22 protein-coding genes and 3 tRNA genes are annotated in these 24,995 nt (G+C 58.9%); 8 read left to right on the forward strand and 17 right to left on the reverse strand.

The window, feature by feature from the left end; translation table 11 throughout:
- Position 1: 1 nt before the first annotated feature.
- Together H8B14_RS19440 and H8B14_RS19445 are read left to right on the forward strand one after the other, a co-directional pair.
- Positions 2 to 76 (forward strand) — tRNA-Val (locus H8B14_RS19440).
- 132 nt (positions 77 to 208) lie between these two features.
- Complete coding sequence (locus H8B14_RS19445) at positions 209 to 1,381, forward strand: GNAT family N-acetyltransferase (protein WP_187317345.1); 1,173 nt, start codon at positions 209 to 211, stop codon at positions 1,379 to 1,381.
- Between the two features lie 182 nt (positions 1,382 to 1,563).
- Here H8B14_RS19445 and coaE read toward each other — a convergent pair whose 3' ends face one another.
- From coaE to H8B14_RS19485, 8 genes are all read right to left on the reverse strand, one after another.
- On the reverse strand, positions 1,564 to 2,157 hold the full coding sequence (coaE, locus tag H8B14_RS19450) for a dephospho-CoA kinase (RefSeq protein ID WP_187317346.1): 594 nt from the start codon (positions 2,155 to 2,157) through the stop codon (positions 1,564 to 1,566).
- A gap of 169 nt (positions 2,158 to 2,326) precedes the next feature.
- Complete coding sequence (locus H8B14_RS19455; RefSeq protein WP_187317347.1) at positions 2,327 to 3,292, reverse strand: YbbR-like domain-containing protein; 966 nt, start codon at positions 3,290 to 3,292, stop codon at positions 2,327 to 2,329.
- Positions 3,293 to 3,379: 87 nt separating this feature from the next.
- Entirely contained in the window at positions 3,380 to 3,706 is a 327-nt protein-coding gene (yajC, locus tag H8B14_RS19460; RefSeq protein ID WP_187317348.1) for a preprotein translocase subunit YajC, read from the reverse strand.
- A 182-nt stretch (positions 3,707 to 3,888) separates the two neighbouring features.
- Positions 3,889 to 4,410 carry a DUF1573 domain-containing protein gene (locus H8B14_RS19465; RefSeq protein ID WP_261990104.1) on the reverse strand — a complete coding sequence of 174 codons (522 nt, stop codon included), beginning with the start codon at positions 4,408 to 4,410 and terminating at the stop codon, positions 3,889 to 3,891.
- Positions 4,411 to 4,518: 108 nt separating this feature from the next.
- Positions 4,519 to 5,520: an isocitrate/isopropylmalate dehydrogenase family protein gene (locus H8B14_RS19470; protein WP_187317349.1), complete on the reverse strand. Its 1,002-nt coding sequence runs from the start codon at positions 5,518 to 5,520 to the stop codon at positions 4,519 to 4,521.
- A gap of 188 nt (positions 5,521 to 5,708) precedes the next feature.
- Positions 5,709 to 6,020, reverse strand: a complete 312-nt coding sequence (locus tag H8B14_RS19475; protein WP_187317350.1) for a YtxH domain-containing protein — start codon at positions 6,018 to 6,020, stop codon at positions 5,709 to 5,711.
- Positions 6,021 to 6,154: 134 nt separating this feature from the next.
- Entirely contained in the window at positions 6,155 to 7,339 is a 1,185-nt protein-coding gene (gene nusB, locus H8B14_RS19480; RefSeq protein ID WP_187317351.1) for a transcription antitermination factor NusB, read from the reverse strand.
- Positions 7,340 to 7,495: 156 nt separating this feature from the next.
- Positions 7,496 to 8,584 (reverse strand): Glu/Leu/Phe/Val dehydrogenase, encoded by a 1,089-nt coding sequence (locus H8B14_RS19485; RefSeq protein ID WP_187317352.1) that lies wholly within the window; start codon positions 8,582 to 8,584, stop codon positions 7,496 to 7,498.
- Between the two features lie 268 nt (positions 8,585 to 8,852).
- Between H8B14_RS19485 and H8B14_RS19490 the strand changes: the two genes are divergently transcribed.
- Positions 8,853 to 10,640 carry an ABC transporter ATP-binding protein gene (locus H8B14_RS19490; protein ID WP_187317353.1) on the forward strand — a complete coding sequence of 596 codons (1,788 nt, stop codon included), beginning with the start codon at positions 8,853 to 8,855 and terminating at the stop codon, positions 10,638 to 10,640.
- 15 nt (positions 10,641 to 10,655) lie between these two features.
- Here H8B14_RS19490 and H8B14_RS19495 read toward each other — a convergent pair whose 3' ends face one another.
- Positions 10,656 to 11,798, reverse strand: a complete 1,143-nt coding sequence (locus H8B14_RS19495) for an NAD(P)/FAD-dependent oxidoreductase (protein WP_187317354.1) — start codon at positions 11,796 to 11,798, stop codon at positions 10,656 to 10,658.
- 104 nt (positions 11,799 to 11,902) lie between these two features.
- Entirely contained in the window at positions 11,903 to 12,442 is a 540-nt protein-coding gene (locus H8B14_RS19500; RefSeq protein ID WP_187317355.1) for a T9SS type A sorting domain-containing protein, read from the reverse strand.
- Positions 12,443 to 13,012: 570 nt separating this feature from the next.
- Here H8B14_RS19500 and fbaA point away from each other — a divergent pair.
- The 4 genes from fbaA (at position 13,013) to H8B14_RS19520 (ending at position 15,479) form a co-directional block, all read left to right on the forward strand.
- Positions 13,013 to 14,095, forward strand: a complete 1,083-nt coding sequence (fbaA, locus tag H8B14_RS19505) for a class II fructose-bisphosphate aldolase (protein WP_187317356.1) — start codon at positions 13,013 to 13,015, stop codon at positions 14,093 to 14,095.
- 266 nt (positions 14,096 to 14,361) lie between these two features.
- Positions 14,362 to 14,435: transfer RNA gene (locus tag H8B14_RS19510), tRNA-Pro, on the forward strand.
- Positions 14,436 to 14,542: 107 nt separating this feature from the next.
- Positions 14,543 to 14,616 (forward strand) — tRNA-Pro (locus H8B14_RS19515).
- Positions 14,617 to 14,795: 179 nt separating this feature from the next.
- Entirely contained in the window at positions 14,796 to 15,479 is a 684-nt protein-coding gene (locus tag H8B14_RS19520; protein ID WP_187317357.1) for a hypothetical protein, read from the forward strand.
- A gap of 77 nt (positions 15,480 to 15,556) precedes the next feature.
- Here H8B14_RS19520 and H8B14_RS19525 read toward each other — a convergent pair whose 3' ends face one another.
- The 5 genes from H8B14_RS19525 to H8B14_RS19545 form a co-directional block, all read right to left on the reverse strand.
- The gene (locus H8B14_RS19525; RefSeq protein ID WP_187317358.1) at positions 15,557 to 16,081 is read right to left on the reverse strand and encodes a hypothetical protein; all 525 of its coding nucleotides are present in this window, start codon (positions 16,079 to 16,081) and stop codon (positions 15,557 to 15,559) included.
- 175 nt (positions 16,082 to 16,256) lie between these two features.
- Positions 16,257 to 17,966 (reverse strand): ABC transporter ATP-binding protein, encoded by a 1,710-nt coding sequence (locus H8B14_RS19530; protein ID WP_187317409.1) that lies wholly within the window; start codon positions 17,964 to 17,966, stop codon positions 16,257 to 16,259.
- Positions 17,967 to 18,322: 356 nt separating this feature from the next.
- A complete protein-coding gene (truA, locus tag H8B14_RS19535; protein WP_187317359.1) occupies positions 18,323 to 19,114 on the reverse strand; it encodes a tRNA pseudouridine(38-40) synthase TruA in 792 nt (263 codons plus the stop codon).
- Between the two features lie 165 nt (positions 19,115 to 19,279).
- A complete protein-coding gene (locus tag H8B14_RS19540) occupies positions 19,280 to 19,819 on the reverse strand; it encodes a GNAT family N-acetyltransferase (RefSeq protein ID WP_187317360.1) in 540 nt (179 codons plus the stop codon).
- 215 nt (positions 19,820 to 20,034) lie between these two features.
- Positions 20,035 to 21,237, reverse strand: a complete 1,203-nt coding sequence (locus tag H8B14_RS19545) for a thiolase family protein (RefSeq protein WP_187317361.1) — start codon at positions 21,235 to 21,237, stop codon at positions 20,035 to 20,037.
- A gap of 92 nt (positions 21,238 to 21,329) precedes the next feature.
- Here H8B14_RS19545 and H8B14_RS19550 point away from each other — a divergent pair, with 92 nt between their 5' ends.
- On the forward strand, positions 21,330 to 21,806 hold the full coding sequence (locus H8B14_RS19550; protein ID WP_187317362.1) for a DUF4293 domain-containing protein: 477 nt from the start codon (positions 21,330 to 21,332) through the stop codon (positions 21,804 to 21,806).
- A gap of 101 nt (positions 21,807 to 21,907) precedes the next feature.
- Here H8B14_RS19550 and H8B14_RS19555 read toward each other — a convergent pair whose 3' ends face one another.
- Both H8B14_RS19555 and H8B14_RS19560 read right to left on the reverse strand, forming a co-directional pair.
- Positions 21,908 to 22,780 carry a DUF4476 domain-containing protein gene (locus H8B14_RS19555; protein ID WP_187317363.1) on the reverse strand — a complete coding sequence of 291 codons (873 nt, stop codon included), beginning with the start codon at positions 22,778 to 22,780 and terminating at the stop codon, positions 21,908 to 21,910.
- 231 nt (positions 22,781 to 23,011) lie between these two features.
- Positions 23,012 to 24,940: an OmpA family protein gene (locus tag H8B14_RS19560; protein ID WP_187317364.1), complete on the reverse strand. Its 1,929-nt coding sequence runs from the start codon at positions 24,938 to 24,940 to the stop codon at positions 23,012 to 23,014.
- Between the last annotated feature and the right edge of the window lie 55 nt (positions 24,941 to 24,995).

Here is a 24,995-nt window from a genome sequence, read left to right on the forward strand (position 1 = left end):
CGGGAGATTAGCTCAGCTGGTTCAGAGCATCTGCCTTACAAGCAGAGGGTCACTGGTTCGAACCCAGTATCTCCCACACCTAGAAGGACAGCCCTACCGGCTGTCCTTTTTTGTTTCCGGCCAGGGCCAGAGCGGCCTGCCTGGATTATCGGGGCAGCGCCGGCTTGCCTCCAGTTGTTTTTCCAGCTCCTCTACCATACTGCCTGCTATGCTCCTGCTCGAAGTAACGGATGCCGCCCAAGCCCGCCAGTTTCGTGACCTGCCCGTGCGGCTCTACCACGACCATCCCAACTGGATTCCACCTCTCGACCACGAGTTGGAGGCAGTATTCGACCCAGCTAAAAACCCCAACTTCGCGCACGGCGAAGCCATCCGCTGGCTGCTCACCACCGACACAGGCGACGTAATAGGCCGGGTAGCCGCTTTCATCAACAACGACACGGCCCACATCGACCCAACGCTGCCCACCGGCGGCATGGGATTTTTTGAGTGCATCAACAATCAGGAAGCTGCTAATCAGCTGTTTGAAGCCTGCCGGAGCTGGCTAGGCGCGCGCGGCATGCAAGCCATGGATGGCCCCATCAACTTTGGGGAGCGGGACCGGTTTTGGGGGCTGCTGGTTGATGGCTTCACCGAGCCCAACTACGGCATGTTTTACCACTTGCCCTACTACCAGCAGTTGTTTGAAGCGTACGGCTTCCAAACCTATTTCAAGCAGTACACCTGCTACCGCGAGGTGGCGGCGCCGCTCCATGCCCGTTTCTTTGAGGCCACCGACCGCTACGCCGCGCAGTACCCGGCGTTTCAGTTTCGGCACGCCCGCAAGCGCGACCCGGAGCGCCTGGCCCGCGACTTCCACCACGTGTATAACCTGGCGTGGGCCAACCACAGCGGCGTGGCGGCTATGTCGATGGAAAAGGCGCGCGACCTGGTGCGCCAGATGAAGCCTGTGCTGGACGAGCGGCTGCTGTGGTTTGCCTATCACAACGATGAGCCTATTGCCTTTTTCGTGACGCTGCCGGAGCTCAACCAGATTTTCAAGCACGTGGGCCGCAATTTCAACCTGTGGAACAAGCTGCGCTTCCTGTGGCTTAAACGGCGCTACGACCAGCTGCCCAACAAAAAAGGGTTCGGCGTAATCTTCGGAGTGGTGCCAGCCTGGCAGGGCAAAGGCCTGGAAAATGCCTTGATGGTGCACGGCCGCGCCGAAATGATGCGAGCCGGCTATACAGACTTTGAGATGAATTGGGTGGGCGACTTCAACCCGCGGATGCTGGCTGTAATCCGGGCCATTGGTGCCCGGATCTACAAAACGCACATCACCTACCGCTACCTCTTCGACCGGGAGCGGCCTTTCGAGCGCAGCCCGATTATCCGGTAGCTGGCATTGCGAGGACGAAGGACGACGCAATCCTTCCTCTCTGTGAGACAGATGCACCTCAGCAGAAAGCCCTCCGGCAGTAGTGTAATAGACTGATGCCGGAGGGCTTTGCTGTAACGAAAGCGTCTGCTACGAGAGGAAGGATTGCTGCGCTCTGCTCGCAATGACACCAAGCAGCTACGCTAGCCGTTGAACTGCCAGTGCAACTCAAGCACCTGCGGGATGAGCAGGTGCTGGTCGTCGTTGTACACGATGTGGTCGGCGCGCTGCATCTTTTCTTCTTCGCTGAGCTGCTTACCAATGATGGCTAGGATGTCGTCGGGGGTGCGGTGCGGGTCGCGGCGCAACACGCGGGCCTGGCGCACCGGCAGCGGGGCAAACACGGTGATAATCTGGTCGAGGCCCCGGTATGCGCCTGACTCGTAGAGCAAAGCCGCTTCCTTCAGAATGTAGCGGTGGCCTTCCTGCGCCCGTGCGGCACTCCAGTGGGTGAAGTCACGGCCTACGGCGGGGTGCACCAGCGCATTGAGGCGGGCTAGTTGTGTGGCGTCGGTGAAAGCCAGACGGCTAAGGTGAGGGCGGTTGAGCTGGCCGGTGGCATCAAAGGTTTCGGGGCCAAAAGCGGCTACCAGCTCGTCGCGCAGCTGTCCGTCGCTGACCATCACTGCTTTGGCCCGGGAATCCGAATCGTAAACGGGCACGCCCAGCACCTGGAACAGCTTGCACACAACACTCTTACCGGAGCCAATACCGCCCGTAATTCCAATTCGACGCATAGCTAAAAAATGGGGTAACAGATGATAGAGGCGGACGTCATGCCGAGCTTGCCGAGGAATCCTGGGCGCTGAAGCCGCCAAAGCAACCGGATGATTAAGCGGCGAAACTTCCTGGTTTCTGGTATGCCGCGCCACCAGCCCGGAATGACATTTGCTGCACGAGCAGCCTCTACTGGCTGGAAACCCGCACTACCGGTGTGATAACGCGGCGGCCTCGCACCAAAGCCGGCACCTGCGCCAGCACGGGCTGCAAGCTGGAATCGGGGCCGGCAAACTGGCCGTAGTGGAGCTGCACACGCACCTGGCTGCGCTGCTGGCTTAGGCGGGCACTGTCTTCGGGAAAGCACTGCAGGCGCACCTGCACTGTAGCGGGCCGCAGGCGGTACTCCCGGCCCGGCGGAAAGCCAGATAGCTCGGGCACTACGCGCAGCAACAGGCTCACCAGTGGGCGGGGCTGCAAACGGACACGCACTTCCGGCACGCTGGTACGCACTAAGTTAGGCCCACCTATCGGCACGCTCATGTCGCCATTAGTGCTGCTGGCCGGGGCCTGCGGCAGATGTACCGGATACGGGTTAGAAAGTGCCAGCACCTGCCGCGCCGGCCCCCGAAACACCACCGAAGCCGGGGTGAAACGCGCCGCAAAAGGCAACGCTGAGCCATCGGCAGCAGGGCTTAACGCCAAAGGCAGGCGGCGGCTTAGCAGCCGGTCGAACTGCACCCACAACGTATCGGAAATCAGGTAGTTGAACTGAAGCCCCTCCATGGAAGCCTGCAGGGCCGGCCGCACCACCCGACCTGTTACGTAGCGCGTAGCGGGCAGGCCAAGCAGGGTGATTTCCGCCGGCTTCATATCCAGCATCAGGTGCTTACGCAGCAGTTTCCAGCCCCGGGTCGTCACGTTCACAGCTACTTCGGTGGGTAGCGGCTGCACCGGCACGTAGCGCGTGGCATCGTAGCGCCAAGCCAGCGGGTAAGAAATGCGGGTGGTATAGGTCTTGTTGAGCGCATTCAGCAGCCAGAACGTGCTGGCAGCCAGGAAACACGCCGTTACGGCCCGCCAATAGCTCCGCTCCTGCCCGTAGAACGGGCTGAAAAACCAGCGCATCAACTGGGCGGAACGGGCAAGCGGCATGAAGGGCAAAATGCAGGGCGTTGGAGTTAGGAAACTGGGGCAGTGGGTAATGACAGCATAAAATTGCCTTTCCGCCCCTGGATCAGCTTACGCGACGTTGTCCTTTACGACGTCTTTCGCGGGCTTCACTTCGCGGGCAATGGCCGAACGGTCGAACTTAAGCTTGGTGCCGCGGTCCACTTCAATGATAACTGCTTCGTCGGTCAGGTCGATGACTTTGCCGTGCAGGCCTCCAATCGTTACCACAGTGGCCCCTTTGCCTATAGACTCCCGGAACTTCTTGGCTTCGGCTGCTTTGCGTTGCTGCGGCCGGATCATGAAGAAGTAAAGCACCACCGCAATGGCTACCGGAAACAGATACGACATAAAGCTTTCGTTGGTGGCGGCTGCCTGAAGCAGAAGGGTAGCAAACATGGATGGAAACGTGATGAGGTGAATTAGGAATGAGGCGACCAGTGCAAAAACGGCTGTCATCCGGCGTAGCGCGAAGGACCTTGCGGCCGTTGAACGACAGACGTATTAACGACTTGTTCAACGGCTACAAGGTCCTTCACGCTGCACAGGATGACAGATACATCACCCTTGGCAAGAGGCAATTACTGCCGAACCGGGCCCTGCGCGCCGTCGGGCAGAATGTTGGTTTTGATAGAAATGTTGGTGATGCTGGGCGTGGTGTTAGCCCGCACGGCTACCTGCTTGTTCTGGATACCGGACTTACCGTGGCTGTCGAACTGCACGTCGATGGAACCCTTGGCACCTGGCGCAATCGGCTCCTTGGTCCAGTTGGGCGTGGTGCAGCCGCACGAAGCCGTAGCGTTTTCAATCAGCAGCGGCGTTTTGCCGGTGTTGGTGAACTCGAAGGTGTGCTTCACCACGGAGCCCGGCTGGATGTCGCCAAAGTCGTGGTCAGCCTCGGCAAAGGTCATTACCGGTGCGTTAGGGTTTGGCACCTCGGTTTCGGAAGCCACATTGGGGTTGTCCACGGTGGGATTGGCGGCGGCCTCGGTAGCGGCGGCGTTCATGCCTTCGGCCCCAACCTCAGCAGTTTTATCGGTGTTGCAGGCGCCCATGAACAGAGCCCCAGCCAGCAGGAAAGAAGAAAAAAGAATGCGTTTCATGCGAAAAGAAGAAGTTAAAAAGTAGTCTGTGACTTGGCCTGCACTGCCAACTAGCCGAGCCCCAGCTTAGTTTCCCAGGTGAGGCCGCGCCGGCACCAAGCACGTAGACTACTGCAAGTTAGCAATAATCGACTGGGCAAATTCGCTGGTAGAAGCTGTACCGCCCAGGTCGCCGGTGCACTTCTCCTTGGTTTTGAGCGTGGCTTCCAGTGCCTTCTCAATCTGGTCGGCTTTGGCGTGCTCGCCCAGGTAGTGCAGCATCATCAGGGCCGAGCGCAGCAGCGCCGTAGGGTTGGCTTTGCCCTGGCCAGCAATGTCGGGAGCCGAGCCGTGCACCGCTTCAAAGATGGCCATGTCGTCGCCGATGTTGGCGCCGGCTACCACGCCCAGGCCGCCTACGAGGCCGGCGCACAGGTCGGAGAGGATATCACCGAACAGGTTGGTGGTCACAACCACATCAAACTGCTCGGGCTTGTTTACCAGCTGCATGCACATGTTGTCGATGATCTTGTCTTCGAACACGATGTGCGGAAACTCGTTGCTGGCTTCCTTGCAGGCGTTCAGCATCAGCGTGCCGGCCATCTTCAGGATGTTGGCTTTGTGGGCCAGGGTCACCTTTTTGCGGCCGTGCTTGTCGGCGTAGGCGAAAGCAGCGCGGCAGATTTTGCGCGAGCCTTCCTTGGTAATGCGGTTAAACGAGTCGGCAATGCCCAAACGCTCATCATACACTTCCAGGCCCGAGTACAGCCCCTCGGTGTTTTCGCGGAACAGCACCAGATCAATACCCTCGTAGCGCGTCTTGATGCCATCGGTGGTTTTGGAGGGGCGCACGTTCTGGTAGAGGTCGTACTTTTGGCGCAGCGTCACGTTGATGCTGCGGAAACCCTTGCCCACCGGCGTCGTGATGGGGCCTTTCAGCGCCACGCGGTTTTTCTCCAGCGACGTCAGCAACGCCTGCGGAATCAGCTCCCCCGACTGGTCGAAGGTGGTTTGGCCAGCGTTCTGCTCTTCCCATTGCACAGGCACCTGGGCGGCTGTGAAGATGTCCGTAACAGCTTTCGTGATTTCCGGGCCGATGCCGTCGCCGGGGATGAGGGTGATAAGGTGCATTGTATTGAGTTGCTGAGTGTTTGTGATGCTTCTGTCTGGCCGCCTGACGATGGCCTCGGCCGGCGCCACCCGGCGGTGGCGCAAAGGTACCCAGGCGCGGCCGGTGCTGAAAATGAAAATGTGCTGACGTGCTGCCGACAGTTTCCTGCTCGCAGCACCTCAGCACATCAACACGTTGGGTCCGTCACTTAAACTATTTTGCGCGAGTTGATCTGATTGATGAGCTGATCTACGTCGCCCAACAGTTGTTCGGCTTTGCTTTTCGCATCCTGAATCACGCGCTGGCCTTCGCTTTTAGCGGAGCTGGGGCCCTGGTCGGCGCGGCTGGTCACCAGGTTTTCAGTGAGGTCGGCCAGCGTGTCGCGGTACTTTTCCAGCTGATAGCTCAGCCAGCTACGGGTTTCGCGGCCTTTCTCAGGCGCATACAGGAGGCCGATGGCGGCGCCGGCTAGTGCTCCACCCGCGAAGCACAGAATACCGGTAGTGGTTTTGCTACCCATTTTATTGAAAGTGAGTATGGAAAGGTGAGAAGGGAGAGATACAATAAGGCTGAGTACGCAAAGACGCAGAATCGGATATATAATTGCCGGAAGTCGCGGTAAAACTACCGATTCTCTTCTGCTTGCCTGCTGCCCTACTGGTTGTCGAGCAGGCCCCGGCCCGATTTGCGGATGGCGCCGCTGGCGGTCAGGTCCTGGGCCAATTTATCCAGAATACCGTTCACGAACTGCTTGCTCTTGGGCGTGCTGTAGATTTTGCTGATTTCGATATACTCGTTGATGGTCACTTTCACCGGAATACCCCGGAACAGGTGCATCTCGCAGAGCGCCATCTTCAGCAGAATCTTGTCGGTGAGGGCCACGCGGTCCACATCCCAGTTCTGCACCGATTCGGCAATCAGCTTCTCGTACTTGTCGTCGTCAACCAGCGTCTGCTTGTAGAGGCTTTCGGCAAACTCCTTGTCCTCGACCCAGTTCGCCGACAGCGCCATCAGCTCCAGCTCCTCGGTGGCGGCTTCATCGAGCATCTTCACCGTTTTGAGCACCAGGTTTTTCACGATGGACCGGTTTTCTTCCCAGTTCAGGTCGTCTTCCTCGATGTAGCGCGGCAAACTCTCACCCTTAAACACGTAGGTTTTGTAGAGGTGCTTGAGCATCTCCTGGTCCTCGGTGTAGTTGCCGGCCGGGGCAGCCAGGTAGCTGAGCAGCTCGGGGTCCTGGCGCATTTCGTTGCGCCAGGCCAGGCGCAGGGCTTCCATTTCCTCTTCGCCGTGCCACTGCTGGGCCCGCCGGATGGTCAGGGCCTGCAGCTGGGTGTTGCCGATGAGCTTCTGAATTACCTGGTTTTCTTCGAGGCGTGTAGTGTCTAGGGCGGGCTCCGTGGAAGCAATGTGCTTGCGAGCGGCGCGAGCCTTGTCTTCCTCAATCACCTGCAGCAGCGCCTCCGGAATGTTGAGCAGGTGCAGATACTGGTCGTGAATGCTCTCGGCCGCGTGCACCATCTGGCCGCCGTAGAAGGTACCGTCTTTGGCCACGGCCTTTTTGTAGAAGCCGATGGCGTCCTGCACCGCCGAATGGATGTCGGCATCGTCGCCCTTTTCGGGTTCTTCGCCGGTTTTGTGCCAGTCCTTGAACACCACCTCCGCCAGCTTGCGCTGGCCCTGCAGCTTGCGCCGGTCCTGCGGTTCAGGCGAGGTCAGATCGGGCGCGAAGGCATCCGCAATCCGGTCATTGGCCAACAAAAAATCGGACCCGACGGCCTGATGGTAGGCGTACAGGGCCTGCATGACCTTGATGCGGAGCGTGCGACGGTTGAGCATTCTGGAGAAGATGATGAGGCAAAAAGAACGCCATTCTGAGCTAAGGCGAAGCCGTAGTCGAGGAATCTCGCGTGCTGACGTTGTGGTAGTATTGATTACTACACTAGCGAGATTCCTCGACAAGCTCGGAATGACGTTCTGAATAGTCTCAAATAGTTAAAAAGTGGATTTGACCTTGCCGAGCGAGGCAATGCGCTCCTCGGCCTGCCGGGTGGCGGCGGCTTGTGGGTGGCTTTGCTCTTGTTCGGCTTTGTTGAGAACCTGTGTGGTGATGTCGTAGATTTTTTCGGTCTGGGTGAGAGCCGACTGGCGGCTGCCCCCAATTACCTCCGAATATACGTTGATCAGACCACCGGCATTGATGAGGAAGTCGGGCGCGTACACGATGCCGCGTTCCACGAGGGCCGGGCCGTGCGTATTTTCGTCCTGGAGCTGGTTGTTGGCGCAGCCGGCCACCACGCGGCACTTCAGCCGGTCGATGGTGTCGTCGTTGATGGTGGCACCCAGCGCGCACGGCGAGTAGATGTCCACTTCCTGGTCGTAGATTTCGTCGAGGCCCACGGCGCGGGCGCCGAAACGGGCGGCGGCTTCCAGGGCGCGGTCTTCGTAGTAGTCGGTGAGCACCAGCTGGGCGCCTTCCTTCTGCAGATATTCCAGCAAGTAGGTGCCCACGTGGCCCACGCCCTGCACCGCAATGCGCTTGCCGGTCAGCGAATCAGACCCGAACGCCTTTTTGGCGGCGGCTTTCATGCCCATGTAGGTGCCGTAGGCCGTCACCGGCGACGGGTCGCCGGAGCCGCCCATGCTTTCGGGCAGGCCGGCCACGTGCTTGGTTTCCATCCGGATGTACTCCATGTCCTTGGTGGTCATGTTCACATCCTCGGCCGTGATGTACTTGCCGTTGAGGTTTTTCACGAAGCGGCCAAACTTGCGCAGCAGCGCCTCATTCTTCAGGCTTTGGTCGCCGATAATGACAGCTTTGCCGCCGCCCAGGTTCAACCCCGAAATAGCCGCTTTATAGGTCATGCCGCGGGAAAGGCGCAGCACATCGTTGAGGGCTTCCATGTCGGAGGCATAGTGCCACATGCGCGTGCCGCCCAGGGCCGGGCCCAGCACCGTGTTGTGAATGCCGATGATGGCGCGCAGACCAGTTTCGTGGTCGTGGCAAAACACTACCTGCTCGTGCTGGTGCTCGGCAATCTGACTGAAGACCGACGTATCGGCCAATTGCTGGATTTCAACCATGGGGTGAAGAAATGGGGGTGGGTGGGAATTGGGGAGAGGATGAGAGCGGGACGTGTAACTTTGAGGGCGGCCGCCTAGAGCGAAGCTTTATTTACGTTGCAGTCAGGCAATTTGGTGCCGCTGGCTGTTTCGTACGTGTTCAACCCCGCGGCGCGGCACAGTCCTCAATTCGGGTGCAAAAGTAACCCTATTTCCGGTTCCGGCCATCGGTTACGCTACCTTCGTGGTAAGCTGGCCGTAGAGTAGCCGGCTTCTACCCTTCTTCGCTGTGCGCGCACTTTCCGCTACCAACAAATACCTGTTTCGCTATAAATGGCACTTCCTGGGCGGTGTGCTGTTCGTGGCCCTGAGCACGCTGCTGGCCATTTTTCCGGCCCAGATTGTGCGCTATGCCTTTGATTTAGTGAGTGAGGGCATCGATCTGTACCACCTGTTTGCGGGCACGTCGGCGCAGGGCGAGGTGTATTCGCTGTTCGGGCGCAACGTGCTGCTCTACGGCACGCTCATTATTGTGCTTGCGCTGCTGCGGGGCGTATTTCTGTTTTTTATGCGTCAGACGCTCATCGTCATGAGCCGGCTGGTGGAAAACGACCAGAAAAACGAAATCTACCAGCACTACCAAAGCCTGCCGCTGGCCTTCTACCGCCGCCACAGCACCGGCGACCTGATGTCGCGCATTTCGGAGGACGTGGGGCGGGTGCGCATGTACATCGGGCCGGCCCTGATGTATTTCATGCAGCTCGTTATCCTGTTCGTCCTCATCGTGCCGCTGATGCTGATGGTGAACGTGAAGCTGACGCTTTACACGCTGCTGCCGCTGCCGGTGCTGAGCGTGAGCATTTTTTACGTGAACACGCTGATTGAGCGCAAGTCCGACGAAATCCAACGCTCCCTGGCCGCCATGACCACCTTTGTGCAGGAGGCGTTTTCGGGCATTCGGGTTTTGAAGTCGTTTGTGCGGGAGCAGGATTCGCACCGGCAGTTTGCCCTGGCCTCGGAGCACTACAAGGACAAGTCGCTGAGCCTAAACTTCGTGAACTCGCTGTTTTTTCCGCTGATTCTGTTTTTAGTAGGGCTCAGCACTTTGATTACGGTATGGCTGGGCGGGCAGGAGGTTATCCGGGGCACCATCACCACGGGCAGCATTGCCGAGTTCCTAATTTACGTGAACCTGCTCACCTGGCCTGTCACGGCGCTGGGCTGGACCAGCAGCCTGGTGCAGCGCGCCGAAGCCTCCCAAGCCCGCATCAACGAGTTCCTGGACCAGAAAACCGACATTGTCTCGCGCGAGAACGTGGAGCAGGAAATCCAGGGCGACATTGTTTTCGACAACGTGAGCTTCACTTACCCCGACACCGGCATTCAGGCGCTGCGCAACGTGAGCTTCCGCATCCGGCCGGGCCAGACGCTGGCCGTTATCGGCAACACCGGCTCGGGCAAAAGCACCGTGGCCGTGCTGCTCTGCCGCCTGTTCGACGTGAGCGAGGGCGCCATCAAAATCGACAACGTAGACGTGCGCGACTTCGCCCTGACCAGCTTGCGCGAGCAAATCGGCTATGTGCCCCAGGATGTGTTCCTGTTCTCGGACAGCATCCGCAACAACATCAACTTTGGCCTCGATACCGCCGATGAGACCCGCATGCTGCAGGCTGCCAAAGACGCCAACGTCTACGACAACATCATGCGCTTCCCCGAAGGCTTCGACACCAAAGTAGGCGAGCGGGGCATTACGCTCTCGGGTGGCCAGAAACAGCGCGTCAGCATTGCGCGGGCGTTAGTAAAGGAGCCCAAAATCCTGATTCTCGACGATTCGCTGTCGGCCGTGGATACCAACACCGAAAACGCCATTCTGGGCGCCCTACAGCGCATCATGCACAACCGCACCAGCCTCATTATCTCGCACCGCGTGTCGTCGGTGAAGCTGGCCGACGAAATCCTGGTGCTCGACGACGGCCAGATTGTGCAGCACGGCACGCATGAAGTTCTGATGCAGGACGCCGAGGGCTTGTACCGCGCCCTGTATGAGCGCCAGTTGCAAAGCGAGGACGCGGCGTAAGGGCCAAACAAGCGCTTAGCCCCGGCACAGCATCTCAGCTGCCCTTCGGCCTACTCCCGCGCCCAGCGCCACGCCCATGCCGTTGCAGCGCAAGGCCCCGAACACGCCTGGCGCCAGCGGCCGCACAATTGGCTTCAAATCAGTCCCAAACGCCATAACACCGCTCCAGCGGTAGTCGATTCGCACGGCACGGCTGGGCAGGATTACCTCGCGCAGCAACTGCTCCAGATACTGCTGCACCTGGGGCGTCAGGCCGGGCTCGGCGGTGGCTTCGGCGGCGAAGTCAAGGTTGCGGCCACCGCCAAGCAGAATACGGCCGTCAATCTGCCGGAAGTAAGTGTAACCCTTGTCGTAGTGGAAGGTGCCAGGCAGGTGCAGGCCGGCTATGGGCTCCGTGACGAGCACTTGCCCGCGGCCGGGTTGCGCATCGAGCTCCGGGAAGAACTGCCGGCTGAAGGCGTTGGTGGCCAGCAGCACCTGCGGCGCCTCAATGTCGCCTAAAGAAGTTCGAATATAGACGTGATTGGAGGCCGGCTCCAACGCCAGGGCCGCGCAGCCGTGCAGTACCACCACGCCGGCCGCCCAGGCTCGCCGCAGTAGCGCTTCCATCAGACGACCGGTGTGCAGCGCGCCTTCTGCCGTATTTTCTAGCATCACGCTTACGCCCGCAAAGCCGGTAGCGGGTACCCGCGCAGTGGCGTCGCGGAATACATCTGGGCGGCCGATGATGGGAGCCAGTAGCTCGTTGTAGTACGGTAGGGCGGCGCGGCAGCGGGCCGCCAGTTCAGCTTCGGCGGGCCGGAACAGTTCGTAGCCTCCCACTGGCTGATACTGCAGCGCCTCGTCGCCGAGCAAAGCGCGCAATTCAGCTAAACCTTCCCAGCGGGCCTGCACCACGGCCAGCAGCGCGGCGGTGCCACCCCGCCCCTCCTGCTCCAGCAGCTCCGAGACACTACCGAAGCAGGCGAAACCAGCATTTTTGGTGCTCGCGCCGTTGGGCAGCACGTCGCGCTCCAGCACCAGCACGCGGGCTGTAGGGCGTAACGCACGCAGATGCAGCGCCGCCGTAAGTCCCACCAGACCAGCCCCAACCACTACCGCATCGAAGCCGCGCAGAAACGTTTGGTGCTCCCAATAAGAAAGGGTCGGAATGCTCATTCCGGAAAAATAGGCAATCAGGCGGCAACGATTGAATTGGAGAAACAGAAAAGCCCATTCGGCGCAAACCGAATGGGCCTTCCAACTATCAATATCCAAGAAGCCTAGCGGCCTACCATCACACGCTTCATGCCCCGCCGCTCACCGGAAGTGCACTGCACAATGTAAGCGCCGGCTGGCAGCTTGCTCACGTCGAGGGTAGCTACTTCGTTGCTGTTGAGCAGGTCGCGCGTAACTACCGGGCGGCCGTCGGGGCCGTTGATTTCCACGCGGGTAGGGTTGCTGGAGTTGGTGCGCACCGTGAGGCGCTTGGTCACGGGGTTGGCTTCGGCACGCACTTTCAGCGGGCCCGTATTGGTAGGCTGCTGCACCATTTTATCGGTGACCAGCGCGGGCGGGCCGGCCGGAGTTTCTTCCGGCTTGGGTGCCGCGGCTACGGCAGGTTTCTTAGCGGCCGGTACAGCAGGCTTCACTACCGGTTTTGCTGCGGGTCGGGCCGCGGCTGGACGGGCAGCTACCGGTTTTTTCACCGCAGAAACGGGCTTTTTGGCGGCTGGCTTGGGAACTGGCTTGCTTTGGGCCTGAGCTGATACCGACAGTGCCGTGGCAACTGCCAGGCAAACGAGAGTAACGAGTGTTTTCATACGCACGCCGAACGCGAAAAAGATGATGGCTTATAACGGGTAAAGATAGCCAATATTCGCATCGGACTGCTACTCTATTTATAAAGTTCTCATCATCAGAATTTTCAATATTCCACCTCTCCGATATTTTATATACTTTCTTACGGATGGGCATACGTTTTTCACTATTTACGAGCCAGCACCGATGAGTTGGCAGGCAGCCACACAGCACTCTGCCTAAACAGGCTCCGTGTGAAAAGGCGTTTAAGGGTTGGGCGAATGGTATACTGCGCTTGTCAAAGCATCTTTCCCGCTTCGCTCACACAAACTCAGCGGAGGGTAAAGATGCTTCGACAAGCGCAACATGAACAGTTTGGAGTTTTTGGGCACAGCACAGTCAGATAAACTCGAACTACAGAAAAACTTACTGTACATAATACTGATATTCAAATTATTAACAACCATCAATTTACTTACCCTACCAGACCGGATAGGTAGCCTGAGTAGGTAGCAGTGGTGGCAAATGCTCACTGCTAAGCAGAAAGTGAGTAAGTTCGAAGCCTCACAAATTCCATCTCCATCTTTCCTGCAATGGCTGCACAATCACTGACCGGGCTGCGTGCCGGCGTCCTGCACGGCGACGAAGTTCAATCCCTGTTCCACTATGCCAAGGCAAATTCGTTTGCGCTGCCGGCCGTAAACGTCACGGGCACCAACACGGTGAATGCCGTGCTGGAAGCCGCCCACGAAGTGAATTCGCCGGTTATCATTCAGTTTTCCAACGGCGGCGCCCAGTTTTTCGCGGGCAAATATCCTTCCAACGATGGCCAGCGCGCCAGCATTGCCGGCGCCATTTCGGGCGCGCAGCACGTGCACGCCATGGCCGAACTCTACGATGTGCCGGTAATTCTGCACACCGACCACGCCGCCAAGAAACTGCTGCCCTGGATTGATGGCCTGCTTGCGGCCGGCGAAAAGCACTTCGCTCAGTACGGCCAGCCGCTCTACAGCTCGCACATGCTCGACCTGTCGGAAGAGCCGATTGAGGAAAACATCGAAGTCTGCAAGCGTTACCTGGAGCGCATGGCCAAAATCGGCATGACGCTGGAAATCGAGTTGGGCGTAACCGGCGGCGAGGAAGACGGCGTGGACAACTCCGACGTGGACAGTTCCAAACTCTACACTCAGCCTTCGGAAGTAGCCTATGCCTACAAAGAGCTAAGTGAGGTGAGCCCACGCTTCACGGTGGCCGCCGCGTTCGGCAACGTACACGGCGTATACAAGCCCGGCAACGTGAAGCTGCAGCCCAAGATTCTGCACAACTCACAGCTCTACGTGCAGGAGCACTTCAACACCGGCCCGCAGCCCGTTGATTTCGTGTTCCACGGCGGCTCGGGCTCCAGCCAGGAGGAAATCCGCGAGGCCATCAGCTACGGCGCCATCAAGATGAACATCGACACCGACCTGCAGTGGGCATTCTGGGAAGGCATCAAGAACAACTACGTGAAGAACGAAGGCTTCCTGCAGGGCCAGATTGGCAACCCATCGGGCGCCGACTCGCCGAACAAGAAGTACTACGACCCGCGCGTATGGCTGCGTGAGGGTGAAAAGACTTTCGTAGCCCGCCTGAAGCAGGCTTTTGAAGACCTGAACGCCGTGAACCGTCGCCCCTAAGCGACAATAGGTTTGCAGCAAAAAGCCGCCCCTTCTGCCTGACAGGAGGGGTGGCTTTTTACTGGCCGGCAGCTGCTCTGAAATATTTTTCAGGGTTTGCCGGATGGCGAGCTGGCGTCGCAAGCTGCAGAATATGAGGCGTGTTTCCGGTATTTGGCAGGCTGGCAGCAAGCTAAAAACCAGCTATATGCGCTGCAGGCGCAATTTTCTTCTGCATCTATTGCGCAACTCTCACTTCTTCGCTTACCTTTGTGACTCAATTCTATCGGGGTGTAGCGTAGCCTGGTATCGCGCCAGCATGGGGTGCTGGAGGTCGTAGGTTCGAATCCTGCCACTCCGACCGAAGAATTTCTTGCTCGAAGAGCCTCTGGGAACCCCACCCGGAGGCTTTTTTCGGCAAAACCGACTGAGTTGCCCGGTGCAGATTATCGCACCGTCGGCACAGTTCGGGGTGTAGCGTAGCCCGGTATCGCGCCTGCTTTGGGAGCAGGAGGCCGCAGGTTCGAATCCTGCCACCCCGACTTAGCTTTAAGAAAAGGCCCTGCTGAACACATGTTCAGCAGGGCCTTTTTTATTTGCGTTTATAACGCACTGAAAGTCTGAGTAAGAGTACCCTGCCTATAGATTCGGGCTTCCCCTACACATATCACTGGCTTAATACTTGCAGCGCCCGCCGCTGTACATTTTTATCCTTTCTTATATGAAAAAGCTCGCTACCAGCTTGCTATTACTTGGTGCGGCCACAGCAGCCCACGCTCAAACCTCTGCCGGAACTGTATTGCTTGGCGGTAACGTCGGCTATAACTCTTCCAAAGATGAACGTTCATCAGGTTCTTTCAACTTCGAAGAAACCCGAAAAGAATTCCGCTTCCTGCCGACTGTTGGATACTTCGTAGTTGATAACCTTGCTGTCGGCCTCACAGGAGGCATTCAGACCTCTAAGCTAGTACAGCCTTATCAGGATTATAACCAAGGGCTAAACTCACAGGTTTATGACAGGAATCTCACTTCCTCATATGTAAATGTGGGGCCATTTGTTCGCTACTATAAAATGATAAGTGAAAAGGCTGGTTTCTATGGGCAACTTTCCGGAGGATTTCTATCGGGCCGCTCAGAAACAGAAAGTGATGCTCCTTTCTTCGAGAATGATAATATTAAGCTCAGGGGCACCTATGCCACGCTTACGCCTGGATTTGTCTTTTTCCCAGCGCCTAAGCTTGGGTTAGAACTAACTCTAGGGAATCTTGGGTATTCCAACTTAAAGAACACCTATTCAGCAACGCGTCAAGGCCAGGAGTACGAAGTGCAATCATCTAGCTTTGGTACTTCTCTAGGATTACAATATCTCAATGTTGGCGCCTCATTCTATTTAGGCGGCAAATAATTGCTTCCCATAGCCAAAAGATCGGGCGCCTCAACCACTGGTTGAGGCGCCCGATCTTTTGGCTAAATCCGCATTACTTACTTCACCACGGCCCACACTTCCACGGGGCCGGTGGTGGGGAACCGCTCCAGGTAGATATTCTGCAGGGTGAGGTTGTTCTGGTTGGCGTAGTCTTTCACACCGGTGTATAGCTTGTCGGGGGCCACAAGGTAGCTGGCTTCGATGCGGGCGTGCAGCACGCGCTGGCCCGCAGCAAAAGCGCGATACTGATAGCCTTTCGGTAGTTGCTGCGACACGGTATCGTCCAGAATCAAGCCTACAAACACTTTGGCATTTTCGCTGGCTTTGACGGGGTCGTTGTAGAACAGGTTACCGAAAGTGCCACGCAGCTTGCCCGAAGTGCGGATTTGGTAGGCTTCGCGAGTCAGGTCGCCGAACTGCTCACTGTTGGCCGGGCCCTCGAAGTAGCGGCCCGCCAGGAAAATGGGCTGGGTGGTGGTTTCCAGCGTCACGTCGGCTTTTTTCAGGCCGCCCAGCATGTAATAGGCCACGCCGGCGACCACAATCAGCAGCAGGGAAAGCAGCAGGAAAATTCGGTTCATAAATCAGGAAGTAGGGGTGCGTTGCACGCGCCCGTCGGCAGAAGAGTGTGAAAGCAGCAAAGCTACGCCGCAACTGGCATTTCTGAAGATGCCACGGTTCGTTTGGCAGCAGCGTGGGCGAGCGGCCCCGGCCCGGTAGTTTCGGCAAGCCAGCCCCGGCAGACTCTGGCCCGCGCTAGCCGGCCAGCACGTCCTTGTACTGCATCTGGTAGAGCTGGCGGTAGTAGCCGTCCTGGCGGAGCAACTCCTCGTGGCGGCCCGATTCCTTGATTTCGCCGCGGTCGAGCACGATGATGCGGTCGGCTTTCTGGATGGTGCTCAGGCGGTGGGCAATGACGAGGGCGGTGCGGCCTTGCATCAGCTTCTCAATGGCCTCCTGAATCAGCTCCTCGGTTTCGGAATCAACGGACGAGGTGGCTTCATCCAGGATGATGATGGCCGGCTGGTAGACCATGGCCCGCACGAAGCTGATGAGCTGGCGCTGGCCCACCGACAGCGTGGCGCCGCGCTCCATCACGGGGTAGTCGAGGGAGCCGGGCAGGCGCTCGATGAAGCGGCGGGCGCCCACTAGGTCGGCGGCTTCCCAGATCTGGGCGTCGGTGATGTCCTCGTGGCCGAGCGTGATGTTGTCGCGGATGGTGCCCGCGAACAGGAACACGTCCTGCAGCACCACCCCAATGTGGCGGCGCAGCACGCTCAGGTCGTAGAGGGGCAGGTCGTGGCCGTCGATGCGGATGTGGCCCTTGTTGATGTCGTAGAAGCGGCTGAGCAGATTGATGATGCTGGTTTTGCCGGCGCCGGTAGCGCCCACGAAGGCCACGGTCTGGCCGGGCTCTACCCGGAAGCTGATGTCGCGCAGCACCCATTCCTCGTCGTTGTAGGCAAACCAGACGTTTTCGAACTCCACTTCGCCGCGCAGCGTGGCCGGAGCCAGCGTGCCGTTGTTGGGTACGAACTCCTGGCTGTCGAGCAGCTTGAGCAGACGCTCGGTGCTCACCAGGCCCAACTGCAGCGTGTTGAACCGGTCGGCAATCTGGCGGATGGGGCGGAAGAACAGCGCGTTGTACATGATGAAGGCGATGAGCGCGCCCTTGGAAATCGTGCCCTCGATCTGGCCCTGCGCGGCGTACCACACCAGCAGCCCCACTCCTACTGCCGCCAGCACCTCGGCTACCGGAAAGTAGATGCTGTAGTAGAGCACCGAGCGGATATTGGCGCGGGTATGCTCCTGGTTGAGGGCCTGAAACTTGCGGTATTCGCGCTGCTCGTTGTTGAAGATCTGCACCACGTTCATGCCCGTCAGGTGCTCCTGCACGAAGGCATTGAGGCTGGCTACGGCCGTACGCACCTCCTGAAACGACTTCTTCACCTTCTCCTTGAACACATAGGTGCTAAACAGCAGCGGCGGAATCACGGACAAGCTAACCAGCGTCAGGCGCCAGTCGATGTAGAACATGAAGGCCATGATGAACACAATTTGCAGAATGTCGCCAATCATAGCCGCCAAGCCTTCACTGAACACGTCAGATAGCGTTTCAACATCAGAAATGTTGCGCGTGACGAGCACCCCAATAGGCGTGCGGTCAAAGAACTTGAGGCGCAGGTTGAGGATGTGCTGGTAGAGGTCTACGCGGATGTCGCGCACGATGTACTGGCCCAGCCAGCCACCGAAATAGGTCTGGAGGTAGCTCACGAAGGCGTGCGCCACCAGCAGCACCAGCAGAATGCCGAAGCCCCGGTTCAGCCCCACCCAGTCGTTTTGCTCGATGGTCACATCAACCATGCGCTGAATGAGGAAGGGCCGCAGCGTGCCCAGCACGGCCGTGGCCACGGTCAGGAACACCAACAGATAGAAGATGCGCCGGTAGGGCCGCACGTACACCATCAGCCGGCGCAGCACCTGCCAGTCGAAGATATTACCGGATTTGGCGGGGGTAGCAGTAGTTGGGTCCAAAGCAGCGGGTGGAGTGAAACGTAGTAACCGGGGCTGGTGGCGGGAAGTTGCACAGCCAGCAGAACGACCTTAATTGAACGTCATGAATAGAACGTCATTCCGAACATGTGGCGCATCAAGCCAGCGACGAGGAATCTCGCCAGCGTGGTAACCACTGAGAATACCACATCCTCCAGCTTCCTCACTTTGTTCGGAATGACAATAGCCTCGGGCGAGATGCTTCGGCTGCGCCTCTGCATGACGTTCATGCGCCGCTGCCTCATGTCCTTGCGCTGCTGCCTGATGGGCTACCGGCCCACAAAGTACGGCAAACCAGGCGGCACCAGTTCGGCGGGCACCACATCGGGCGTGTATTCCACGCGGCTCAGGTAGAGGCCCTGGGCCGGAGCGGCGCCGCTGGCATCCACGCGGCTTTGGGCCCACAGAATCTGTTGAAACTGGGCAGGCGTGATTTTGCCCCGACCCACGCTCAGCAGCGTGCCCACCACCAGCCGCACCATGCCGCGCACAAAGCGGTTGGCCCGGATGCGGAACACCAGCCCGCCGGGCATCTGGTGCCAGCCGGCCTCATATACCACGCACACGTAGTGGTTTTCGCCGCCTTTCACCTTGGAAAACGCCGTGAAGTCACGTGAGCCGAGCAGATGAGCGGCGGCTTCGTTCATGGCTGCCACGTCGGGGGCCAGGTCCACGTAGAGGGCGCGGCCTACGCTGAACGGGTCAGGCACTTGGCGCACATAGTACTCGTAGGTGCGGGCATCGGCCGAGAAGCGGGCGTGAGCCTGCGGCGGCACCGGATGCAGCGCGTAAGCGGCAATGTCGGGCGGCAGCGCGCGGTTGAGGCGGTAGAGCAGGGTCTTGATGTCCAGCGCGGCGGGCAGCTCAGCCTCAAAGTGCGCTACCTGATGGCTGGCGTGCACGCCGGTATCGGTGCGGCCGCTGCCCAGGCAAAATACCGGCTGGCGCAGCACCTGCGACAGACATCGGTCCAGTTCCTGCTGCACCGTGAGCGTGTTGGGCTGCACCTGCCAGCCGTGGTAGCGGGTGCCGTCGTAGGCCAGATGGAGAAAGTAGCGCACTGTTTTGGATGATGAGGTGATGGAGTGATGACGGGGCCTCACCCCCTAGACCCTCTCCCAAAGAGAGGGGGAACTAGCGCTAGATATTAGCGCTAGATGTTGTTTTCTGGAGCTAAAGCCTGTTGGGGTGAGGTTCTCGACACAGGCGAAGGCCTATGCTACAATTCACACCACCAGCGCGTAGAGCTTGGAGTCCAGCATCTGGCCGTCTTTCACTACGCTTTTCCGCATCGTAGCTTCCAGCGCAAACCCGGCTTTTTCCAGCACCCGCGCTGAGGCTGCGTTGGGCTCGAATACCACGGCATACAACCGACACACATCAAAATGGGCCAGCACGTAGGCTGATACGGCCTGCACAGCCGCCGTGGCCAGCCCGCGCCCCCAGTACGGCCGCGCCAGCCAGTAGCCGACTTCGGCTGAGCGGCGGCGCACGTCGCTCTTGAAATGCACCCCGATGCTGCCCACCGATACGCCATCCACCGCAAACGCCAGGTGCAGGTCGCGCTGGTTGTCGGCGGTCAGAGCCAGGAAGTATTCGGCGTCCTGGGCAGTGTAGGGGTGCGGAAAGGTGTCGCGCAGGTTCTGCCAGATACCTCGGTCGTTGGCGTACTCGGTTAGCGCCGGGGCATCCGAGAGGTGCCAGGGCCGCAGGCACGCGCCCGGCTGGGGCAACGGCAGCGTAGGCGAGAGAAGCAGATTGGCCATTGGGTTGTTCGTTGCAGATTACTGGTTTCCATACGAACGTCATGCCGAGGCGTAGCCGAAGCATCTCGCGTGCTGACGTTACTTCACTAGCCCAGGGTTTAAACCTTAGGCCACGGAGCGGTTGTCATCTGACTATTTAACAACCTCAGCACGCGAGATACTTCGGCTACGCCTCGGCATGACGTTCGTATGGAACCCCTCAACCAACAGCTACCCTACATCCGCTCGTAAATCACGGAAGCGCCCTGCCCTACTCCCACGCACATGGTCACGAGGCCGTAGCGCACGGTTTCGCGGCGCTGCATTTCGTGGAGCAGCGTGGCCGTGATGCGCGAGCCAGCCGCGCCCAGCGGGTGCCCGATGGCAATGGAGCCGCCGTTTACGTTCACGATGTCCATGTTCAAATCCAGGTCGCGGACGCAGGCAATGCTTTGAGCGGCAAACGCTTCATTTAACTCAATCAGCCCGATTTCCTGCAAGGTCAGGCCGGCGCGCTGCAGCACTTTCTGGGTGGCGGGCACCGGGCCCAAACCCATGTACGCCGGATCGACGCCAGCTACAGCCGAAGCCACCACCCGAGCCATGGGCTTGAGGTTGAAGCGTTTGAGCGCAGCCTCACTCACCACCAGCACGCCCGCGGCACCGTCGTTGATACCAGCCGAGTTACCGGCCGTAACGGTGCCATCAACGGGCTGGAAAGCCGGACGGATGGTAGCCAGCTTCTCCATGGTACTCAGGCGCGGCGGCTCATCGGTGTCGAATAGCGCGGCGGCACCCTTGGGGTTAGCCACAAATACCGGCACGATTTCCTTACGGAACCGTCCTTTCTCGGCAGCCCGATGGTATTTGCGCTGCGAATCGAAGGCAAACTCGTCTTGCTCGGTGCGCGTGATGCCGTACTTGCGCGCCACGTTTTCGGCCGTTTCGCCCATGGCAAACGGGTGGTGCATCTTGCTGAGCTTGGGGTTGGTGAAGCGCCAGCCCAGCGTGGTGTCGTGGGCCGTCAGCTCGCGCCCAAAGGCCGTTTCCGACTTGGCCATTACGAACGGGGCGCGGGTCATGCTTTCGGTTCCGCCGGCCAGGTACACGTCGCCTTCGCCAGCCATGATGGCGCGGGAGGCATCGGTGATGCTCTGCAGGCCGGAAGCGCACAGGCGGTTGACGGTGCAGCCCGGCACCGTGATGGGCAGACCGGCCAGCAACGCCGACATGCGGGCCACGTTGCGGTTGTCTTCGCCGGCTTGGTTGGCGGCGCCAATGATGACGTCTTCTACCGCGCTTTTATCGAGAGAAGGGTTGCGACGCAGCAGTTCGCGCAAAATGTGGGCGGCCAGGTCGTCGGGACGGACGCTGCTCAGGGCTCCTGCAAAACGGGCAATCGGAGTCCGGACGGCGTCAACTATGTAAGCGGTAGGCATTGGTAGGTTCGGATGCAGTTATTCCAGTCGTTGTTGGCTACTTTTGCCGGCCCGGCGGCACTGCCGACGGCCTAAACTGACAAAACACAAAGATGATACAAAGAATCCAAAGCGTATTCCTGCTGCTGCTCGCCCTGTGCATGGTGGCCGTGCTGTTTCTCCCTCTCTGGCACAAAGCCGACCCCACCACCAGCCAGGAATTAACCATGACGGCCCTGAGATTCAGCTACAATAAGCCCGGCGCAGGCCTTATTCCGTCCGGCAACGTCTGGGTTATTGCGGCATTTGCGGCGGCTTCGGCGGCGGTGGCGCTGTTCGAGATTTTCCAGTTTCGCAACCGGTTTCTGCAGCTCAAGCTGGGCATGCTCAACCTGCTACTGATTCTGTGTACCATCGGGGCGGGCTTCTACTTCTCCACCCTGGGCGAACAGGCGCTGAACGTAAAGATGCTGGGCTCTTTTCAGGCGGGTTTCTACCTGCCCACGCTGGCCCTGCTGCTGAACCTACTGGCCAACCGCTTCATCCGCCGCGACGAGCAGTTGGTGCGCAGCATGGACCGCCTGCGGTAGACAACTGCCAAGAATACTTTTCGCGCTCAACCAAAAAGAGGCTTCCACCTGCGTGGAAGCCTCTTTTTGGTTGAGTTTTATACTGCCCGGCTGCTGGCAACTTAGCGCGGTACCTGCTGCGCCAGATACTGTTGCAGCTCGTTGGCCGAGTGCGAGAACGTAAAGCCTTCGTTGAGCCGGTATAGGTTCTGGCGGTCTACCACGCGGCTGGAACCGTATTTGGCCAGCTCCATCTTGGAATCCTCGAAGCTTAGCTCTTTCATCAGCCGGGCCAGGTCTTCGGCCCGCAGGCCGGTTTCGCTGAGGGCCAGGCGGGCCATGGGCAGCTTGTCCTTGTCGAACGACTGACGGTGCACGGCCGCCACCAGCCCATCCACTTCCTGCGGCGTCATCACGCGGTTGTAGCTCACGCTGCTTCCGCCGTAGTAGCCACCGCCGTTGTTGTTGCCGTTAGGATAGCCGCCGTTGTTGCCACCGTTATTCGGGTAGCCACCGTTGCCGTAGCCGCCGGGCTGTCCGGGAGTTGGCTGGTTGCCATACGAATCGTCGTAGTCTTCGTCTCCCCCCTGTGGGCTGCCACCTTGCACACCGCCGTAGCCACCGTTAGGGTAGCCACCATTATCGTAGCCGCCGCGGAGCGGCACCGCAGCCACTTTGCGCAGCTCGGGGCCACGGCCGGGGCGCGTCAGGAGCACAAAACTGGTTTCCAGGCCAGGGTCCAGGAAAACGCGGGTGCGGTAGCTGACGGAGCGACCATAGCCCACCGGTATCATAAACTCAGCCCAATGAACACCGGGGGCAATCCAGTTGAGGTGCACCTGGCGGGCACCACCACGCGTGAGCATGCGGCCATCAAAGCGCAGGTTGAAGGGCACACCACGCTCCGAGGTGATGTTCATGTTGGCCGGGGCAGCCTGCAGGTGAGCGGCCGTCAGCAACAGTAGGCTGAGGCAAAAGAGTAGCGCCTTTTTCATGGCAGTAAGTGGTTGCGACGAAAGCAGTCCGTTTGCCTTCATATGAGGGTCTAAGCCAAGGATTGTGCCAGTTCCCGGAACTTTACCGGCCTGCAGCTGGTTTGCGCCCCTCTTTTTTTCCGTGTATACGCCCTCTACAAAGCTGAAACGCACTTCTCTGCCAGCCTATAAAGCAAGAAAACGCCCCCTATTTCAGAAATAGGGAGCGTTTTCAGTTACTGCTTGCTGTAATTACTCGGCAATCTTGGTCACTTTGAATTCTGTGCGGCGGTTGCGCTGGAACTGGTCTTCGGTTTTGGCATCCTTCACTTCAGGCCGGCTCTCGCCGTAGCCTTTCGCCGTGATGCGCGCCTTGTCAATACCCTTCGAGATGATGTAGTCTACGGCCGACTGCGCGCGTTTCTGCGACAGAGTCTGGTTGTAGGCATCCTTGCCGCGCGAGTCGGTGTGGGAGCTTAGCTCGATGGTGATGTTAGGGTTGTCGTTGAGCGTTTCCACCAGCTTGTCCAGCTCCAGCGCCGCATCCGGTCGGATATCGGCCTTGTCGTAGTCGTAGAGAATGTTTTCAACGCGGATAGCCTTGTTTTTCACGATTTCCGTGAGCGTGAGGGCCACCGGAATCCGCACATCTGTCATTTCGTTTACCAGCTGGTCCTGGGCCGGCTTACGGCCTACGGTGCTTAGTGGGGCGCGGGCCGTAAAAAAGCCCGGCCGGTCGGCTACCAGCGCATAATTGGCGGCTGCAGAGTCCAGCTTAAGGCTGAACTTGCCTTCAGCATCGGCCGTCACATCCTGGATTTTCTGGCCATTGCGGCCATACAACGTTACGGTTTCGCCGCTGGCGGGGGCAATAACACCTGTTTTCTCGTTGCGGGTTACCACCGTACCATCGGCATAGAAGCTAACCAGCTTCAGTGGCCGCTGACGGAACATGTAGAGGTCGTCGGAGCCTTTGCCGCCTGCCCGGTTAGAGGAGAATACGCCGCCGTCCTTGGTAGTGAAGTAGGGGGCAAAATCGTCGCCCGCGCTGTTGATGGGCGTGCCCAGGTTTTTCACCTTGCCTTTGTCCAACATAAAGATGTCAAGCTTGCCTAAACCAGGCTGCCCATCCGAGGAGAAGTACATGGTGCCGTCCGGCGACACGGCCGGGAAGTTGTCGTTGCCGGCCGTGTTTACCTGGTCACCCAGGTTTTCGGCGGGCGAGAAGCGGCCGTTCGGGCCAAGCGTGGCTTTATAGATATCGTTGCCGCCGAGGCCACCTTTGCGGCCAGAGGCGAAGTACAGCGTCTGACCGTCGGTGCTGAAGGCTGGCGCGAAGTCGTCGGCTGTTCGGTCGTTGATGTTGGCCAGGACAGGCTCGCTCCAGGCGCCGTTCTTGAAGTAGGAAATCCACAGATCCACGCTCAGCAGGCCTTTCTTAGAGCCGTTGTTGGAGCGGGCAAATACCATTGTTTTGCCATCGGGCGTGTACGTAGCGCTGGCTTCGTGCTTGTCTTCGGTATTGAACAGAGGATCCAGCTTACGTACGGCACCACCGGTCATTTTCTCGGCATCATCGAATTTCACTGCGTACAGGTCGCTGAAATTCTCTCCGTTGCCCAGATACTTTTTTCCCTCACGGCCGGAAGCAAACACCAGTTCCTTGGTATCGGGCATCAGGGTGGAGCCGAACTCTGAGGCTGGGGTATTCACTTGGTCGAGCGCCATCACCTCGTTGTTGGAACGCATGGCCATGATGGTGTTGGCCATCTTGGCGTTGCGGGATTCCATTTCGGCACGAGGAGCCAGCGCCCGGCCAGCACTAGCCTGGGTATAGGCATCAAACTGCTGTGCGGCTTCCTCAAACTTGCCATTGGCTTTTAATGCCTGGCCGTAATAAAACACCACATCCGGCGCCTTTACGCTACCATCAATAGCCGCCTTATAGAAGCTCTCCGCCTGCTCGATCCGGTTGGAGAGACGGTAGGCTTCTGCTATGCGGAAGTTAGCAGTAGCTGCGTTTTTCCCCTTGGCAACATCTGCTTTGTATAGCTGGATAGCAGTTTCGTACTCGCCTTGGGCAAAGCGCTTGTCCGCTTTGCTCGCGCCACCAGACGCAGCGCATCCGCTCAGTAGTGCGGCAGCGCCGGCCGTAGCGCAGACCAGTAGTATGTTCTTCATAGTTGGTGAACGATGGAGTGAATGATAAGCCAGCAGTTAAGCCAGCAAACCCGGA

The organism is Hymenobacter puniceus, from assembly GCF_014333525.1.
GTDB lineage: Bacteria > Bacteroidota > Bacteroidia > Cytophagales > Hymenobacteraceae > Hymenobacter.